Source organism: Hymenobacter metallicola (assembly GCF_004745645.1).
Classification (GTDB): Bacteria; Bacteroidota; Bacteroidia; order Cytophagales; family Hymenobacteraceae; genus Hymenobacter; species Hymenobacter metallicola.
In genome coordinates this window covers 17,891-33,684 of the sequence record NZ_SRMB01000001.1, presented here as the reverse complement: position 1 = coordinate 33,684, position 15,794 = coordinate 17,891, and the positions used below count along the sequence as shown (strand labels likewise).

The window sequence follows — 15,794 nt, the reverse complement described above, 5'->3', positions numbered from 1 at the left end:
CAAAAAAGCCCCTGACTGCTCGGGGGCTTTTTTGTGCGCAGACAGCGCGAAATATCGAGTTTCGGCGCCAGGTGTACGCGTGCTTACAGCTTGAACTGAGCACAGACCTTTACCCCAAAGTTGTGCACACCGGGCAGGTCGCGGTAGGTTAAGCGGTGCAGGAAGTCGACTCGGATAAACTTCAGGATGTTTTCTACGCCGTAGCCCACTTCCACGTAGGGGGTGCTGCCCAGGCCGCGGTACGTAGGCACCAGGGCGCCGGCCGCATCAACGTCGGGAGTAGTACGGCGGTTGGCTTCCCGTAGGCTGCCATACAGCAGGTTACCCGAGGCAACCAGGCGCCAGTCGAGCTTTTTCAGCAGTGGCACCGTGTTTACGAGCAAGCCTTCGAAGTAGTGCTCGGCGTGCAGGGAAGCGTACCGGTCGCTGACAAACTCGAAGTAGCGCATCAGGTTGTAGGCATTGGAGGTATAAATGGGCGACTCATTGCCCAGGTGTGCCTTCAGCACCGGGTAGGGCACCGTGCTCGGAATGTAGCCCGCGTCGAGCACGTATTCGGTGCGGCCCAGCTGGCCCAGTTGCACACTTTGGCTGATGGTCAGGTTGAACTTGTGGTAGGCAAAGTCGCTGCCCAGCACATGATTCAGCCCTAGCGTGTAGCGCCCGGTAAACACCGGCCACTTCCGAATCCCGACGGCCGTGCGGTGGTTCTGGTTTTGCACCATGACTTCATCCGGGGCGTAGCGCGACTCAAATACCACCTCGGAAAGCTGGAACCGGTGGGCGGTGGGGGCTTCCGGCGTTTGGTCCGGGCTGGTATAATAGGCGAAGTTGTAGAGCGGATTGAAGCGTTGGTGGCGAAGCGTGAGCTTCTGCGTGAAGTTGTGAAACAGGTCGGTTTGGGCCGACAGGCTGCTCACTTCCCGCCACAGCGGCAGCAGGGGCTTAATGTTGCCGAAGCGGGCGGCCACCTCAAATAGTGGGCTTTCCAGGGCTATGTCGTTGTCGAGCAGGGCCACCAGATCCAGATCCTGGCTATGCTTCAGGCTGACTACGGTCCAGTTCGCCCGATTCACGATGCGGTCCGCGGAAACCCCGTATTTAAACTGTCCGTCGCGGGTGCCGTAGGCCAGGTACCCCTGGGCCAGCCAGTCGGGGCTCAGGGCCGGGGTGTTGCGCAGGCCAATGCGCAGGCGGTTGCCTTCCACATTGTTCCAGTTGTAGCTGTAGAGCACGGGGCCCAGCTCCACCAATTCCCGCTTGCCCAGCGGCTGATACCCGTTGACCACCAGGTCGGCAACTTCCAGGAAGGTGCGAACCGAGGGCAGCTTGCCGACTGAATCCAGCACGGTCAGGGTGCGTGCTTCCTGGGCCGAAAGCGTATCGGGGCGGTTTTTCTCCCAGAAGCCCGCCGGAATTTTCAGGGCGTCGGCGGCGGTAGCCAGGGGCTGGTCGTAGAAGGGTAGCTCGTGGGGCTGCTGCACCACAAAGTTGGAGTTAATCGTGGTGAAGCGTACCAGCAAGCCGGTTTGCTTGGGCGTGGGCTTCAGCCCTACTACTACTTGGGTACGGCTGGGCAGCCAAGGGCCGGCCGAGGAAGGCGCCAGCTCCTGCATGATGCGGATTTGGTCAACAAAGTTGATGTTGGCCTTGGGGTCCACGGTCAGGTCGAGGCGGCGCAGGGCGTAGGAGTCGGTCGTAATCCAGATGCGGCCGGTGAAAGCCAGGTCCTGGGCCCGGCGCGGAAACACCTTCAGCTGATAGCAGCGGTCCTGGCCTACCATCACCGAGTCTTCCAGGTCGTAATCGTAGGTGATGCGCCAGCCGTCGGCAATGGGCGAGATAAAGTCTTTGCCCATCACCACCTGCCAGTTGGGGTAGAAGTCGTAGTCCTGGAACGAGGAGCCCAGCAGCTGCGACAATACGGTACCGTCGCGGGGGGCGGCGCCGTAGAGCTGCGAATGTTGCACCTCCTCCCGCTCCCGGGTAGGGCGGTGCCGCACGTAGTAGCGCGAGAGCACCTCCGAACCGAACACGGGCACGGTAGGCTTGCCAGCCGCATTGCGTTCCATCTCGCCCACGCCGCTGGCTACGGCCGTCATATCCCGAATTACCTTGCGGCGGGCCAGGCGGTCGGTAATGTCCGACAACGAAGCTTCGATACGGTTGTAGCTGTCAAACTCAAAGGCGGAGAGGCGGGCCTTGTCGTTTTGCCGCTTGTGCTGCTGCACCTTGCGCAGAATGGCGAAGGCCGGATTTTCGGTGGAGCGCACCACCACTTCGCCCAACGACACGGCCGTGGAGGCCAGGGCGAGGTTGATGGTTTGCGCCTCCTGCCGGCTCACGGCCCGGCTTTTGGGCCGGTAGCCCATGGCTGATGCCGACACGGAATCGACCGGGTGCGAAATCGTCAACTCGTAGCGGCCCTCCTCGTCGGCGGTGGCACCCAAGCTGGTACCTTTCACAAACACCGAGGCAAAAGGCACGGGTTGGCCCGTAGCCGCCTCCGTTATGCGTCCTTTCAGGACCAGCCGTTGCGCCAGCCCGGCCGAAGGATGCAGGAGCATACTTAACCCAAGAATCAGCAGCAGTAAATATCGTTTCATGGAAAGCAAAATGCAGAAGCAGCAAGCCACGTGGGGGCGCTTCCTGGCAAGGAGAATGGGCGCGTAGGCAGTTTCAGCCCGGCGTTGGTTTGGCCCAGGAGCTCAAATCGCGCCGGATTAGTTGCACCAGCCCGGCCTAGTCGGCCAGCAGTTGGATAAGGGGCGTGAAGAAGATGGACAGGCCGATGAAGCTCAGCAGGCCCGCATAAAACACCACGAAATACAAGGTTGCGGAGTGAGGTTCGGGTTGAGAGTGACTTGCCCGTTGCATAACACAGCTCATGGAAAGTTTATAAATACCCTAATGCTCCTGCGCTAACGAACGGTGACGCGGGAGCATCAAGGGGAAAAGGAGGTACAGCCGAAAAAAGGATAATGCTGCCCGCGCACCTTTTTCTAACTCATGTTTCACCAGGCTATTTTGGTGAAATTCGTCGAAAAGAAGGCATGCCTGAGCCGGTGAGCCAAGACGGGGCAGCAGCGTAGGAATTGGTGGAATAACGTAGAGCGGAGAATCGGGCGCAAAGGTACACCCTAAGAATTACACTATTTGCCGCGGCCCAATAGTCTTTACTATTTTTTCGCTCAGGGGCGAAACAGCCGGGCCGAAATAGTGCGTCAAGTTACCGTCGGCACTGATAAGGTATTTAGAGAAGTTCCAATCGGGCGCCTGCTCGTTCCAGCCATTCTGGCGGGCTTGCGTCAACCACTGGTAAACCGGATTCTGAGCGGCTTGTTTGACGACCACACTTTTTTTCATCAGCGGAAACGACACGCCGAAATTAACCTGGCAAAACTGCTGGATGGTGTGGTCGTCGGCCTGCTCCTGCTCCCTGAAGTCGTTGGCCGGAAACCCCAGGATGACCAGGTTGTCGGCAAACTGCTCGGAAAGCTGCTGTAGCTCCTCATACTGGTTGGTATAGCCGCAGTTGGAGGCCGTGTTTACCAGCAACACCTGCTTGCCCCGGAGGTCGGCAAACGGCAACGACTGGCCCGTGTTGAGCTGGCCAGCGAGGTCGTAAAACGACACGGGCGCGGCCTGAGCAGACTTGTTTTCCAGCACCTTGCCGCGGCTACCGGACTTGGATAGGCGCATAATCAGCGGATACAGCGCTTTTAGGAGTTTCTGACGAAATGAAGACATAGGCGTAGGAAGCCGGGCAACTACCGCTAAAGGTGAGGGAAAAAGCGGCCCTCGGTGAAAAAGGACCTGCGGTACTCCCCGGTTTTTTCTGTAGACGAATACCCCGCCCGGAAACTTTACGCCCACGCAAAGTTTCTGCGGTTTGGCTCCAAATAATTGCCCTTCCCGGGATTAGCTAAACCTAGCTCCCAAGAAGCCCACGGCCATATGCGTTATACAAGGTGCCATAATACTCTTCGTAGAGCTGCTGTTGCACGGGTTGCAGGTTGGCATTCAGCCGGGTAATGTCGGCGGCTACCTTTTCCGGGAAACCGAGGCTGATGCAGAAGCCGCCTTCGGCCGACGACCAGTTTTCCTTGTTCGTGCCCTGCACGGTGTGGGCTAGAAAAAGTTGTACCTCTCCTGCGCCAGGGGCTTTGCCTACCCGCTTGTAAGGTCGGAATGCCTACTGCACCGGGTTGCCCAGCTTCTCCAGCACAAACGAGCGGCGGACTTCGAAGGGTAAGTGCTCTGGCCAATCGGGCAGGGCTGTAAAGTGCCCCAGCTCCCGGAAAAGCTCTTGTAAGTGCTGCTGCTCGGTGGCCGTGTAGCCGGGCTTTGTTACCGATCTAGAGCTCAAACTTAGCCTCAAAAGCCGTATCCGGGTTAAGTACTACCGGGCGGGGGGCAGCGCCAGGCAAGTGCTTGCTCCACACCAGGCGGGCCAGCACCAACCCATCGGGGGGGGCACTTATGCCGCCCAGCGGCAGCATCTCGGGGCTGGTAAAGAGGGGCGTAAAGGCCTCCCCGTCTTTGGAAAAAGACTGAATAACGAGCTTTTTCTGCTCCAGCTGAGCCTTGTGGACCAGGGCGTATACGCCCTGGTCGCGGACGGTACCGACCAGCTCAGCCCGGTCGCGCTGCTGATCAAACAGGCCTTTGAGCAACTCCTGCTCGATGCTTTGCTCTGCCTGCCGGCTGAAAAATTGCAGACCCTGCTCCTGCACCGTGGCAAATAGCTCGGCATCTTCCTCGGAGGAGGCAAAGAACATGGGCGCCTGCGGCAAATAAACCTGCTTAATAAACAAGCTCATCTTTTTGATGCCTTCCAGGTCGCCCGCGTGCTCGACGCCCAGAAACAGGTCGTGAGTCTGGCTGACGGAGCTGTAGAGAAAGGCAAAATACGCGGCCTGTACTTCCAGCTTTTGGGTGAAGTAACTAACCAGATCATCAATAAAGCTGCGGGGGGACTGAGATTCCATAACGGAGAAAAGAGGAAACGAGGACAAAACTAAAGATACGACGGGTCGCGGGGCCCTGGAGCGGCTTGCCGCGCAGCCGGGCTAGGAATGGTTTTGCGCCTGACGAAAGCAAGCAGCCGAGTGGTTAACCGGCAATCATGCGGTTGTAGTGAATTGCCGCCTGCTGCGCGCGGCCAATACGACTCTGTAATGCTTGCTCGTCGGCTACTTCTACCTGCACAATTTCGTAAATGTTAACACGAAAAAACGCACGCTCTGGTGCTTCCACATCGTATTGATAGTTCATCTGATACAAGGCTAAAAACTGCGCGGTACGGGTCGTATTAGTGTAGTAATGAACCCCGGGAAAAGCCACCTGTTCTGCTGACAGTGGCTCTGCTCCGGGTCGGGCAACGAGGTGATACTCATAATACTGACCCATGGGCGTGTCTTCGTCATACGGCTGCACCCATGTAAACATGCTAGCCAACTCGTCCAGCAAGGGCTGGTCGCGCAGCTTGTAGGTGCTCAGGGCCTGACCTTCTTTGAACCACTCCTTATACTGCCAGTTCCATTCAACCCACTCCCCCGTGCTGGGGCAGCGGTGTGCCAGTTGCCAGCCCTGGGCCGTATTGAACTGCACAGGTAGGGCTACGTCCAGCGGCTGGTCCGACACGAGGGGTTGATTAGCCACTGGCACCGGCGTAACAACGACCTGCTCAACCGGAGACAACCGTCGGAGTAAAGGCTGATGAGATAGAGCTTCCATAGGAAAGAACAGCAGAATGAGAGTGGCACCAGTGGTACAGCCAAGGTGCCAGGTGGTGCTTTAGTAGAATGGCGTACTGTAAGCCGCTTCCAGGGCCTGACGGACCAACTGCAAAAACTGATCTTCCTCCAGGCGCACCTGCACGATTTCGTAGAGGTTTACAAAGCTGGCATCCTCAATTCCTCGCTCGTTGACGGCATAGCGCTGAGCGTACAAAGCCAAGTATTGCTCGTCACCAGCGGTGTAGTAGTGCAGATTGGGAATGCCGCCGAAAGCTTTCAACGGGGCCGCCGGCGGCACTACCTGGTAGCCGTGCGGCATAGGTCCGGTAGCATACAGTGGCTTGGCTGGCTCCACATGCAGAAAAACGGCGGCCAGAGTATCCAGTAGCGCCTGATTCGCAAAGCCTCGGGTGCTCAGGCAAAGCCGCTGCATGTAACGGGTATCCCGAAACAACTCCACCTGCCAGTTCCATTCCACGGGCTGCCCCGTCGTGGGCGAATCGTGCGTGACTACCCATTGGCGGCCCATAAAGAACTGGGTGGGAAGCACCTGCTGGGTCACGGTAGTTTCGCGCTGCCAACCCAGCGCTTGCAGTTCCTTATCCGGCTCTACGAGCACGGTAATGCGGTTCACGATTTCCACTCGTTCAATCGGCAGCGTTTCTGTCGGGATAAGCGCGGGCCTTGTCATTTCAACTTTTTCGCCCGGTTATTAGGTAGTACCTCATACTCGCCGCTGGGAGATGACTTAAGGTTAACCTTCAGGAACCGTTGGTCTTGCATCTGCTTCCACTCTTGCCGGCGCCACGTATCGTCCTTGAACAATAGACGCATCTGGGTACCGCCCCCCGGCTGCCCATACCAGGGAATCACTTCTGCCAATTCTCCTTCTACAAGATCCACAGGCACGTCGTTGAGAACCTCCGCAGTGTATGCTAACGGGTACTTCGCCTCCGCCCGGTCCAAGGCTCGGGACTCAAATGACTGCGGCACGGTGGGTGTACCAGCTGTGCCCATCGGCGATAGGAAGGTTCCGATAAACGTAACCGGAAATTCGTCGCCGACTTCCAGGGGCACCTTATTGGCAGGATTGGTTGGGTCCGGCTTCTGGTCGATCATGTCGCCCTGATACCGGTCGAATACGTCTCCTTTCTTCAACTGCACCATCCGGCGCTGGTACCCACCATTAGCCGGGGGCCAATGCCCGTTCAGCGGTTTACTCTGGCCGTCGCTTGGGTCCACGTAGTGGCTGCTACACACCAAATCCTCTACGGCTTTCCAGTGCGGGGCGGAAGGCTTACCGGGTGCTGAAGCAGCGGAGGCAGCGTTGAACAGATCATAAATCTGCTCGATAACCTCCGGCGGCTGCATGTGCTCAGCTCCTTTGATGGTTTTGGCAAACTCGGCCAGCGTATACTCAGCTACAAAGGCCTTAGCTGCCGCCGGCGAAGCCACCGCCGCCGCCGCGGCCAGCGCCAGGGAGGGCACGGCCGCCAGACCAGGCATTTTAGCGGCGCTGATAGCTGCTGCCAGAGCCGGGGCGGCCGGCCCGCCGGCGAGCAGCTCAAACTCGGGCGCGGTGATGGTCAGCTGGCAGGTGTAGGCCCCACTTTCGGCGTCGGAGGTGCGAAAGGTTTCCTCGTAGTGCACGCATTGACCGGCGGCAAATTGAATGGTTTCGCGCGGCAGGCTACCCAGGGAGTCATCGTAGAAAATAACTTGCCCGGCCATGGCCTTGAAGGGAGTGGCCGCCCAACTTAGTAGCAAGTCGGCGCCGTTATCGGGCACGTCGAGCAGCAGCTGCAAGGGGCCCTGCCGGACCCGGGCGCTTACCCGGCCCCGGGCGTCGGTGGTTTGCTGGAAGCTGTACGAGCATTGCAGCATCGGAATAACGACACCTTCCAGATGGAGCTCAGCATAAAAGGAAGCCATAGGAAATCGGGATAAGCGTAAGAATAGCGTTGGCAATATAGAAACTTGCCGGCACCTGAGGGCCGGCAACGGCCGCCGAGCTATTCTAGTGCCGTATCACCAGGGGCCGAAAGCAGCCCGGAAAGGTCGTCGAGAAAGGCGCGCAGGTCTTCAGGGGACGTGAGCACGACGCGGGGCGCTTCGGCGGGTACCTCGGCCCCAGTGGCCGGGCTGTAGTGCCGATGGCCCAGGCTGGGCTGGAAGTACAGCTCGTAGCGCGGCAGCTGATGCACCACGTGGGAGGAAATGTGCCAGCGGATCAGCTCGTGCATCACCCGGGGAAAATCAGGACTGAGTTCGTAGCGGGTATTGTCGGGGCCCAGTACCAGGGCGGGCCGGCGACTGAACATCGTCCAGAGAACCGGCTCCTGGATAGCAAACCGAATCGTTGCTTCCCCGGCAGCCAAGCGGGCCCGCACGAGTAGCAATAAGTCCCATTCATTTTTCACCATCACGCTCCCTCCTCTCCTGTTCCCTTACGTGCCTACCCCAGCACCTGCCCCAACCCAAACAACAGGGTGAAGGCCAGGGTACTCATGGCCATTTGCTTGAGCAACGGGTCGAGCTGCATCGACTCCTGCCGCTGCCCCACCTGCCGGCCGTTGAAGACCAGCAAGGGGGCGGCCAGCAGAAACAGCCACTGCCAGAAAGAATGATACGTAAGGGCCACATAAACGATGGCCGCCCCGAAGCCCAGCACCAGCAGCAGCCAGTGGTAGCGCCGGGCCCGCACCGCGCCCAGCCGCACCGGAATGGTGATTTTGCCGGCCAGTTCATCGGAGCGAATGTCGCGGATGTTGTTCACGTTCAGTACGGCCGTGGCAAAGCAGCCCAACGCGGCGGCGGGCAGCAGCACCGGCAGCGGCAGCAGCCGGGCCTGCAGGTAATACGTGCCGCAGACGCCCACCAGCCCAAAGAAAATAAATACCGACAGGTCGCCCAGGCCCGCATAGCCGTAGGGTTTGGCGCCGGCCGTGTAATTGACGGCGGCCCAAATGGCGCTCAGGCCCAGCACCAGAAACGAGAGAAATACCCAGACGCCCGAAAAGCCCAGAGCCACCCAGAGCAAGCTGATACCGGCGGCAAACGACAGGACCCCAAATACCACCATGCCTTTTTTCATCTGAGCCGGGGAAATAGCGCCCGACTGCACCGCCCGCTGCGGCCCTTCGCGGTGTACGCTGTCGGCCCCGTTCTGGGAGTCGCCGTAGTCGTTGGCCAGGTTGCTCAGGATTTGCAGCAGAATAGTTGTCAGCGCCGCCAGGCCCACGACGGTGCCCCGAAACTGCCCGTGGGCGGCAGCCAGAAAGCCCCCCATCATAATGCTGGCCAGCGCCAGGGGCAGGGTGCGGGGACGGAAGGCAGAAATCCAGGCTTTGGCCGGGCTGCCGGGTGCCGCCGCGGAATCGGAAGAAGGAACGGAGGAAGTCATAGAAAGCAAAAGAACGTCATGCCCGGCAGGTAAAGCATCTTACCAGCCTCCCGGGTAGCGGATGCTACCCGGGAGGCTGGTAAGATGCTTCGCGGAGCTCGGCATGACGTTCGAAAAAAGCGAAGAAATTACTTCAGAATAGCCGCCACCAGCTCGTCGCTCATGGGCTTGACCTTCGAGGGGTAAAAACCCACGACATGCCCCTGCTCATCGACCAGGTACTTACAGAAGTTCCAGTCGGGCGCGTCGCTGATAGCGCCGTTCTGGGCTTTACTGGCCAGAAACTGGTAGAGCGGGGCCGTGTCGTCGCCCTTCACCGATACCTTGGCAAACATGGGGAAGGTCACGCCGTAGTTCTTTTCGCAGAAGGTGGCAATCTGCTCGTTGGAGCCCGGCTCCTGCCCCCCGAAGTTATTGGCCGGAAAGCCCAGCACGGTCACCCGGTCACCGTGCTTTTTGTAGAGCTCCTCCAACTCCTTGTACTGGGGCGTGTAGCCACACTCCGAGGCGACATTCACAATCAGCAGCTTTTTGCCTTTGAACTGATTGAGCTGCACGTCTTTGCCATCAATGGATTTTACGGTAAAGTCGTACACGGTGCGGCTGGCAGTGGTTTCGGAGGTGGTAGCTGGCATGGCGTTGGAGGTCGAAGGCGAGGATGGAGTGGTCGTGTTGGAGGATAAACCGCAGGCGGCCAGGGTGCCGAGCAGGAGTAAAAACGAAGCTTTCATAAGACGCTGTGAGGTCGGCAAAAGCTGGGGCGGCACGCGGCACCAGCGTAACTCTCCGGTTAGGAGCAATGTTTCAGTTAGCCAAGGTAGGTGGTTTACCGCGTTGGGCGGTTGCGCGGAGCTGGCCAAACGCCCCGGCTTGGCCACCCAATCAGGTCCGGTTGGCCGTCAGCCACTTTTCCAGGTCGGTGGGCACGTAGGCCAGCATCTTATCGAGCAGGCCGGCGGGCAAGGCATCCTGCTGGAGCTGGGCGCGGTTTTCGGGTCGCAGAAAGCCTTCCGTCACCATATGGTCCAGAAACTGGAGCTGGTGGTCGTAGAAACCATTTACGTTGAGTACGCCGCTGGGCTTTTTGTGCAACCCCAGTTGCCCCCAGGTCAGGACCTCAAACAGTTCTTCCAGCGTGCCGAAGCCGCCGGGCATGGCCACGAAGCCTTCGGCCAGGTCGGCCATCAGCAGCTTCCGCTCGTGCATGCTTTTCACCACGTGCAGCTCGGTGAGGCCCCGGTGGGCCAGCTCTTTGTCGGCCAGGAAATCGGGAATCACGCCGATGCTCTTGCCGCCGTGGCGAATGACGCTGTCGGCCACGGCCCCCATTAGGCCTACCCGGCCCCCACCGTAGACCAGCGTAATACCGCGCCGGGCCAACTCCTGCCCCATCAGGTCGGCCTGCTGGCGGTACACCTCATTAAATCCGGGGCTGGCCCCACAGTAAACGGCAACGCTTTTCATATCGGTAGTGGTGTGGTTAGATTCTGAGTGAACAACAAAACGCCCCTCCTTTCGCAAAGAGGGGCGTCTTTCGTGGAGTTACATCCGCTCCGGCACTGCTATGCCGAGCAGCTGCATGCTGGCCTTGATAGCGCGGCCCGTCTGGGCCGACAGCGCCACGCGGAAGGCCCGCTTGGCTTCGTCGGGCTCCTGCAGCACCTGCACTTCGGCATAGAAGCGGTTGTAAGCCTTGGCCAAATCGTAGGCGTACTGCGCGACAATGGCCGGCGAGAAAGTGCGGGCGGCCTCCGTTACCACGTTGGCGTAGCGAGCCAGCTCCTCTATCATCTCCCGCTCCGACTTCTGCAAGTCGCCCAGGCTGGAGAAATCGGCGGTAATGTTGATACCCATTTGCTCCGCCTTGCGACGGAGCTGGGCAATCCGGGCGTGGGAATACTGAATGAAGGGCCCGGTGTGTCCTTCCAGGCTCACCGATTCCTCGGGATTGAACAGCATCCGCTTCTTGGGGTCGACCTTCAGCAGGTAGTACTTCAACGCGCCCAGGCCCAAGGTGTGGAATAGCTCGGCCAATTCCTCTTCGGTCAGGCCCTCGATTTTCCCTTTCGCCAGGGTGGCGGCTTTAGCGGCTTCCACCACTTCGCGCACCAGCTCGTCGGCGTCTACTACCGTGCCTTCCCGGGTTTTCATCTTGCCCGTGGGCAAATCCACCATGCCGTAGCTCAGGTGGTGAATGGCGGCGGCGTAGGGCTTTTCCAGCTTCTGGAGCGTGGCCTGCAGCACCTGCATGTGGTAGTTCTGCTCGTCGGCAATGACGTAGATGCTCGAGTCGTAGTGGAAATCGGCATACTTGAGCTCGGCCGTGCCCAGGTCCTGGGTCAAATACACGCTGGTGCCGTCCGAGCGGAGCAGAATCTTCTGGTCCAGGCCTTCGGCGGCCAAATCCACCCAGGTCGAGCCGTCTTCCTTGCGGTAAAACAAGCCCCGGTCGAGGCCTTCCTGCACCCGCTCCTTGCCCAGCAGGTAGGTGCCCGATTCGTAGTAGAACTTGTCAAAATCGACGCCGATGGCCGCGTAGGTGGCGTTGTGGCCTTCGTAGACCCAGCCGTTCATCTGCCGCCACAGGCTCACGACTTCCTCGTCGCCGGCCTCCCACTTCTGCAGCATGTCGCGGGCTTCGAGCATTAGCGGGGCCGAGGCCTTGGCCTTGTCTTCGGCCACGCCTTCCGCGACGAGCTGCTGTACCTGCTCCCGGTAGTGCTTCTCAAACAGCACGTAGTACTTACCCACCAGATGGTCGCCCTTGATACCGTCGCTTGCGGGCGTCTCGGCGTGGCCGAAGCGCTGGTAGCCCAGCATCGACTTGCAGATGTGAATGCCCCGGTCGTTGACCAGGTTCACCTTCGACACCGTGGCGCCGGTGGCTTTCAGAATCTCGGCCACGGAGTAGCCCAGGAAGTTATTGCGCAAATGGCCCAGGTGCAGGGGCTTGTTGGTATTGGGCGAGGAATACTCCACCACCACGTTCTGGGGGCCGCCCGTCAGTACGGGCGTATTAGCGGGCTGCTGTACCAAGTTTTGGAACAGGCGCAGCCACTGCTGGTCGGCCACTTCCAGGTTCAGGAAGCCTTTTACCACGTTGAAGCCGCTGATGCGGGCCTCGTTAGTAGTCAGCCACTCGCCCAGGCCCTGCCCAATCTGCTCGGGACCTTTGCCCAGGGCTTTGGTCAAGGAGAACGTAACGAGGGTAAAGGAGCCCGCGAATTCCTTGCGCGTGGGCTGAATCACGAGCTGGTCGGGCCCGACCGTAACGCCAAAAACCTGCTGTATGGCCGCGCTCAGCGCCGCTCTGATATCCTGTTCGAGTTGTTGCACGGGGTGCTGCTTAAAGGGAGCTCCGCCGTGGGCTCCGGGAAAATGCGGCGGAAAATGCTGGCACAAAAGTAACGGAAGCCGCGCCGGGTTCAAACTCGAACGTGAGACACGCCCCGCGGCCGGCTCCTAACCGGCACCAGGCCTGCTATTCTGAGTCTTGCGAAGGACGTGTTCCTCTACCCTACTACGCCTGCTACCAACGCGAAAAGCCCTCTTCCGCCAATGCGGAAAAAGGCTTCTGCACATTGAAACATGCCTGTCAGGGCATGGGCAAAGGTCCTTCGCAAGGCTCAGGATAGCAGATGACCTGTGTCAGACGTACGCCCGAAACCCGAGTACCAATCGGTATACACGCAACGTTTTAGCTATACATTGATTACCTCGGCAAGGTATACTTACTACTCACGTTCAAATAAAAGTATACCAACAAGTGCAGGAAATTGGTATACTTAATGAACGATTCTAATAATATGCTTACCTGGACCAATCCCGACGAATAGCCGTGATTTGTTACCGGCTGGTCACGTCTTCCATGCGCAGGCGCTCCAGAATGGCGTCGGTGGAAGCTTCCAGAATATCGAAGGCGTTTTTGGCCATGGTATTCTCGTTGTCCAGCGTCGGGTTGATTTCCACCATTTCAAAGCACACCACCCGGTCGTTATCCAGCAGGGCGCGGCACAAGCTCACGGCCTCGTCCACGTTGAGGCCATCGACGACGGGTGTACCGGTGCCTTTAGAAAAGCGCGAGTCCAGGGAATCTACGTCGAACGACACGTACACTAGGTCGCAGAAGCGCAGCCGCTCGTAGATTTCGCGGGCCACCTGCCGGGCACCCTTGGCTTTAAATTCGGGCAGCTTGAAGTTTTTGATACCGAGCCGCTCAATCACGGCGTCTTCCTCGTGCTCGGTATCGCGCACAACGACATACACCAAGTGCTCGGGGCTGAGTTTGGGGCCTTCTTCACCCAGGTTTTGGAGGCGGCGCCAGAAAAACTCGGTTTCCGGATCCAGCTCGTTGCGCTGGCACTCGCGGTTGTCCTCGTTCAGGGCCATGGCCAGGGGCATGCCGTGAATGTTGCCGGAGGGCGTAGTGTAGGGCGAGTGGATGTCGGCGTGGGCATCAATCCAGACGACGCCCAGCGTCTTGTAGGGATTGGCCGCCTTGATGCCGGCAATGGTGGCGGCGGCGTTGCTATGGTCGCCGGCCAGCACCAGCGGAAATTCGCCAAACCGGAGCGTTTGCTCGACGGTGTTGGCAATGGCCTTTTGCACGGTGTACACCGAATCGATGTGCTTGGCAAAAGGGAAATGGTTTTTGTCGAACAACACCTGGTTCTGATCCGGCACGGCAACGGCGTTGAAGCGGCGGAAATAGTCGGAACCTTTGTTCAGGCAGGCAATCCGAAGGGCATCAACCCCCAGACTGGCCCCACGAGTACCGGCTCCGAGTTCGGAGCGGACTTCGATGAGCTTGATGCGGCGCATATTTACATGGGCAGAATAAAGTTAAATGGTTCTGATGCTTGCCGATTGATGGGTCCCCCCGACCCCCTCAGGCTTGGCGCGGACGGACCTTCCGCCGCGGCCAACGAACAAAGCACAACCAAAACCCCGCGGGCGGGGTATCTTTGCGGGCACTAAGTTCGACAAAAGCTCGACCAGTTGAAAATCTCCGGCACCAGTGCTTTTGTAAATAATCTTTTTCCCGCTGTACTACACTTGTAACAACAAGTGTTGTGGCGTGTTAATGCGCTTTATCTGGCTCCGTTGCCACTTTTTTACATCCGTTTCTCCTCTTTCTTCCTCGAATGGATACCTACCACGACCTGATTTCCCAAACCTTCGATTTTCCAACCCAGGAGTTTCACGTCGAGCAGAACGAGCTGCGCTTCCACGACATCGACCTGATGGCCCTGGTCGAGAAGTACGGCACACCGCTGCGCCTGACGTATCTGCCCAAAATTTCGTCCCAGATTCAGCGGGCTAAGGAGTGGTTCCGGGTCGGCATCGAGAAAACCGGCTACCAGGGCCAGTACTCCTACGCCTACTGCACCAAGGCCTCCCACTTCAGCTTCGTGGTGGAAGAGGCCCTGAAAAACGGCGTCCACATCGAAACCTCGTCCTGGTTTGATACCAACATCATCCGGGCCATGTACGACAAGGGCCGGGTGACCAAGGACACCTACATTATCTGCAACGGCTTTAAGCCCGAGGCCTACAAGTCGGAAATTACCCGCCTGATCAACGACGGGTTCGTGAACTGCATGCCCATCCTGGACTCGCCCAACGAGGTGGAGTACTACCACGACAACGTGCGCGAGAAGTGCAACCTGGGCATGCGCCTGGCCTCCGACGAGGAGCCCCGCTTCCAGTTCTACACCTCCCGCCTGGGCATCCGCTACGCCGACGCCATTCCGCTCTACGAGCAGAAAATCAAGGACGACCCGCGCTTCGAGCTCACGATGCTGCACTACTTCATCAACACCGGCATCAAGGACACCTCGTACTACTGGTCGGAGCTGAGCCGCTTCGTGCACAAGTACTGCGAGCTGCGCAAGGTGTGTGATACGCTGACCACCATCGACATCGGCGGCGGCTTGCCCATTCAGACCTCGATTCAGAAGGAGTACGACTACCCCTACATGATTGAGGAGATTCTGCGCACCATCAAGCGCATCTGCGGCGAGGAAGGCGTGCCCGAGCCCCACATCTTCACCGAGTTCGGCATCTTCACCGTGGGCGAGTCGGGGGCTACCATCTACAGCATCCTGGACGAGAAGCTGCAGAACGACAAGGAGCTCTGGTACATGATTGACGGCTCGTTTATCACCAACCTGCCCGACACCTGGGCCCTGAACCAGCGCTTCATTATGCTGGCGCTGAACGGCTGGGAAAAGAAGTACAAGAAGATTCAGCTCGGCGGCCTGACCTGCGACTCGCAGGACTACTACAACGCCGAAAAGCACATCTACCAGGTGTTTTTGCCCGAGCGTAAGCCCGCTACCGATGAAAAGCCGCTCTACGTGGGCTTCTTCCACACCGGGGCCTACCAGGAAAGCCTCTCGGGCTACGGCGGCATCAAGCACTGCCTGATTCCGGCCCCGAAAATCGTGATTCTGGACCGCGACGCCGACGGTACCCTCACCGACCGGGTGTTTGCCGAGCAGCAGGAAGGCGAATCGATGATGCGGATTCTGGGTTACCAAAATTAAAATAGCGCCGTAAATTTCTGGTCCGGATGCGTGAAGGTCCGGACCAGAAATTGTACTTTTGGTGCTGAACTAGTTTCTCTTACAACACTTTTGGTTTTTCTT

General features: G+C 58.8%; 16 protein-coding genes. 1 reads left to right on the top strand and 15 read right to left on the bottom strand.

The window, feature by feature from the left end; translation table 11 throughout:
* Window positions 1-83: 83 nt before the first annotated feature.
* The 15 genes from E5K02_RS00140 to E5K02_RS00080 all read right to left on the bottom strand — a co-directional run bounded on the left by E5K02_RS00140 (window position 84) and on the right by E5K02_RS00080 (window position 13,965).
* Complete coding sequence (locus E5K02_RS00140; protein WP_135391284.1) at window positions 84-2,606, bottom strand: DUF5686 and carboxypeptidase-like regulatory domain-containing protein; 2,523 nt, start codon at window positions 2,604-2,606, stop codon at window positions 84-86.
* Between the two features lie 136 nt (window positions 2,607-2,742).
* A complete protein-coding gene (locus E5K02_RS26010; RefSeq protein ID WP_262709823.1) occupies window positions 2,743-2,877 on the bottom strand; it encodes a hypothetical protein in 135 nt (44 codons plus the stop codon).
* A gap of 270 nt (window positions 2,878-3,147) precedes the next feature.
* Window positions 3,148-3,750, bottom strand: coding sequence for a glutathione peroxidase (locus tag E5K02_RS00135; protein ID WP_135391283.1), 603 nt, complete (start codon window positions 3,748-3,750; stop codon window positions 3,148-3,150).
* Between the two features lie 181 nt (window positions 3,751-3,931).
* The gene (locus E5K02_RS00130) at window positions 3,932-4,123 is read right to left on the bottom strand and encodes a hypothetical protein (RefSeq protein ID WP_135391282.1); all 192 of its coding nucleotides are present in this window, start codon (window positions 4,121-4,123) and stop codon (window positions 3,932-3,934) included.
* 72 nt (window positions 4,124-4,195) lie between these two features.
* Window positions 4,196-4,369, bottom strand: a complete 174-nt coding sequence (locus E5K02_RS25395) for a hypothetical protein (RefSeq protein WP_167856217.1) — start codon at window positions 4,367-4,369, stop codon at window positions 4,196-4,198.
* Window positions 4,359-4,991 (bottom strand): SseB family protein, encoded by a 633-nt coding sequence (locus E5K02_RS00125; RefSeq protein ID WP_135391281.1) that lies wholly within the window; start codon window positions 4,989-4,991, stop codon window positions 4,359-4,361. Before E5K02_RS00125 ends, E5K02_RS25395 begins: the two co-directional genes overlap by 11 nt.
* A 124-nt stretch (window positions 4,992-5,115) precedes the next feature.
* Window positions 5,116-5,664: a hypothetical protein gene (locus tag E5K02_RS00120; protein ID WP_167856216.1), complete on the bottom strand. Its 549-nt coding sequence runs from the start codon at window positions 5,662-5,664 to the stop codon at window positions 5,116-5,118.
* Window positions 5,665-5,799: 135 nt separating this feature from the next.
* A complete protein-coding gene (locus E5K02_RS00115; RefSeq protein ID WP_167856215.1) occupies window positions 5,800-6,432 on the bottom strand; it encodes a hypothetical protein in 633 nt (210 codons plus the stop codon).
* Window positions 6,429-7,673, bottom strand: coding sequence for a type VI secretion system tube protein TssD (gene tssD / locus E5K02_RS00110; protein WP_135391278.1), 1,245 nt, complete (start codon window positions 7,671-7,673; stop codon window positions 6,429-6,431). Before tssD ends, E5K02_RS00115 begins: the two co-directional genes overlap by 4 nt.
* Before the next feature lie 80 nt (window positions 7,674-7,753).
* Entirely contained in the window at window positions 7,754-8,167 is a 414-nt protein-coding gene (locus E5K02_RS00105) for a hypothetical protein (RefSeq protein ID WP_135391277.1), read from the bottom strand.
* Between the two features lie 29 nt (window positions 8,168-8,196).
* On the bottom strand, window positions 8,197-9,144 hold the full coding sequence (locus E5K02_RS00100) for a 1,4-dihydroxy-2-naphthoate polyprenyltransferase (RefSeq protein ID WP_135391276.1): 948 nt from the start codon (window positions 9,142-9,144) through the stop codon (window positions 8,197-8,199).
* A 128-nt stretch (window positions 9,145-9,272) separates the two neighbouring features.
* Window positions 9,273-9,875 carry a glutathione peroxidase gene (locus E5K02_RS00095; protein WP_394346401.1) on the bottom strand — a complete coding sequence of 201 codons (603 nt, stop codon included), beginning with the start codon at window positions 9,873-9,875 and terminating at the stop codon, window positions 9,273-9,275.
* Window positions 9,876-10,026: 151 nt separating this feature from the next.
* Window positions 10,027-10,608 carry an LOG family protein gene (locus E5K02_RS00090; RefSeq protein WP_135391275.1) on the bottom strand — a complete coding sequence of 194 codons (582 nt, stop codon included), beginning with the start codon at window positions 10,606-10,608 and terminating at the stop codon, window positions 10,027-10,029.
* A gap of 78 nt (window positions 10,609-10,686) precedes the next feature.
* Entirely contained in the window at window positions 10,687-12,480 is a 1,794-nt protein-coding gene (gene argS, locus E5K02_RS00085; protein ID WP_135391274.1) for an arginine--tRNA ligase, read from the bottom strand.
* 510 nt (window positions 12,481-12,990) lie between these two features.
* Window positions 12,991-13,965 carry an arginase gene (locus E5K02_RS00080; protein ID WP_135391273.1) on the bottom strand — a complete coding sequence of 325 codons (975 nt, stop codon included), beginning with the start codon at window positions 13,963-13,965 and terminating at the stop codon, window positions 12,991-12,993.
* A gap of 323 nt (window positions 13,966-14,288) precedes the next feature.
* Here E5K02_RS00080 and E5K02_RS00075 point away from each other — a divergent pair, with 323 nt between their 5' ends.
* Complete coding sequence (locus E5K02_RS00075) at window positions 14,289-15,692, top strand: type III PLP-dependent enzyme domain-containing protein (protein WP_135391272.1); 1,404 nt, start codon at window positions 14,289-14,291, stop codon at window positions 15,690-15,692.
* Window positions 15,693-15,794: the final 102 nt, after the last annotated feature.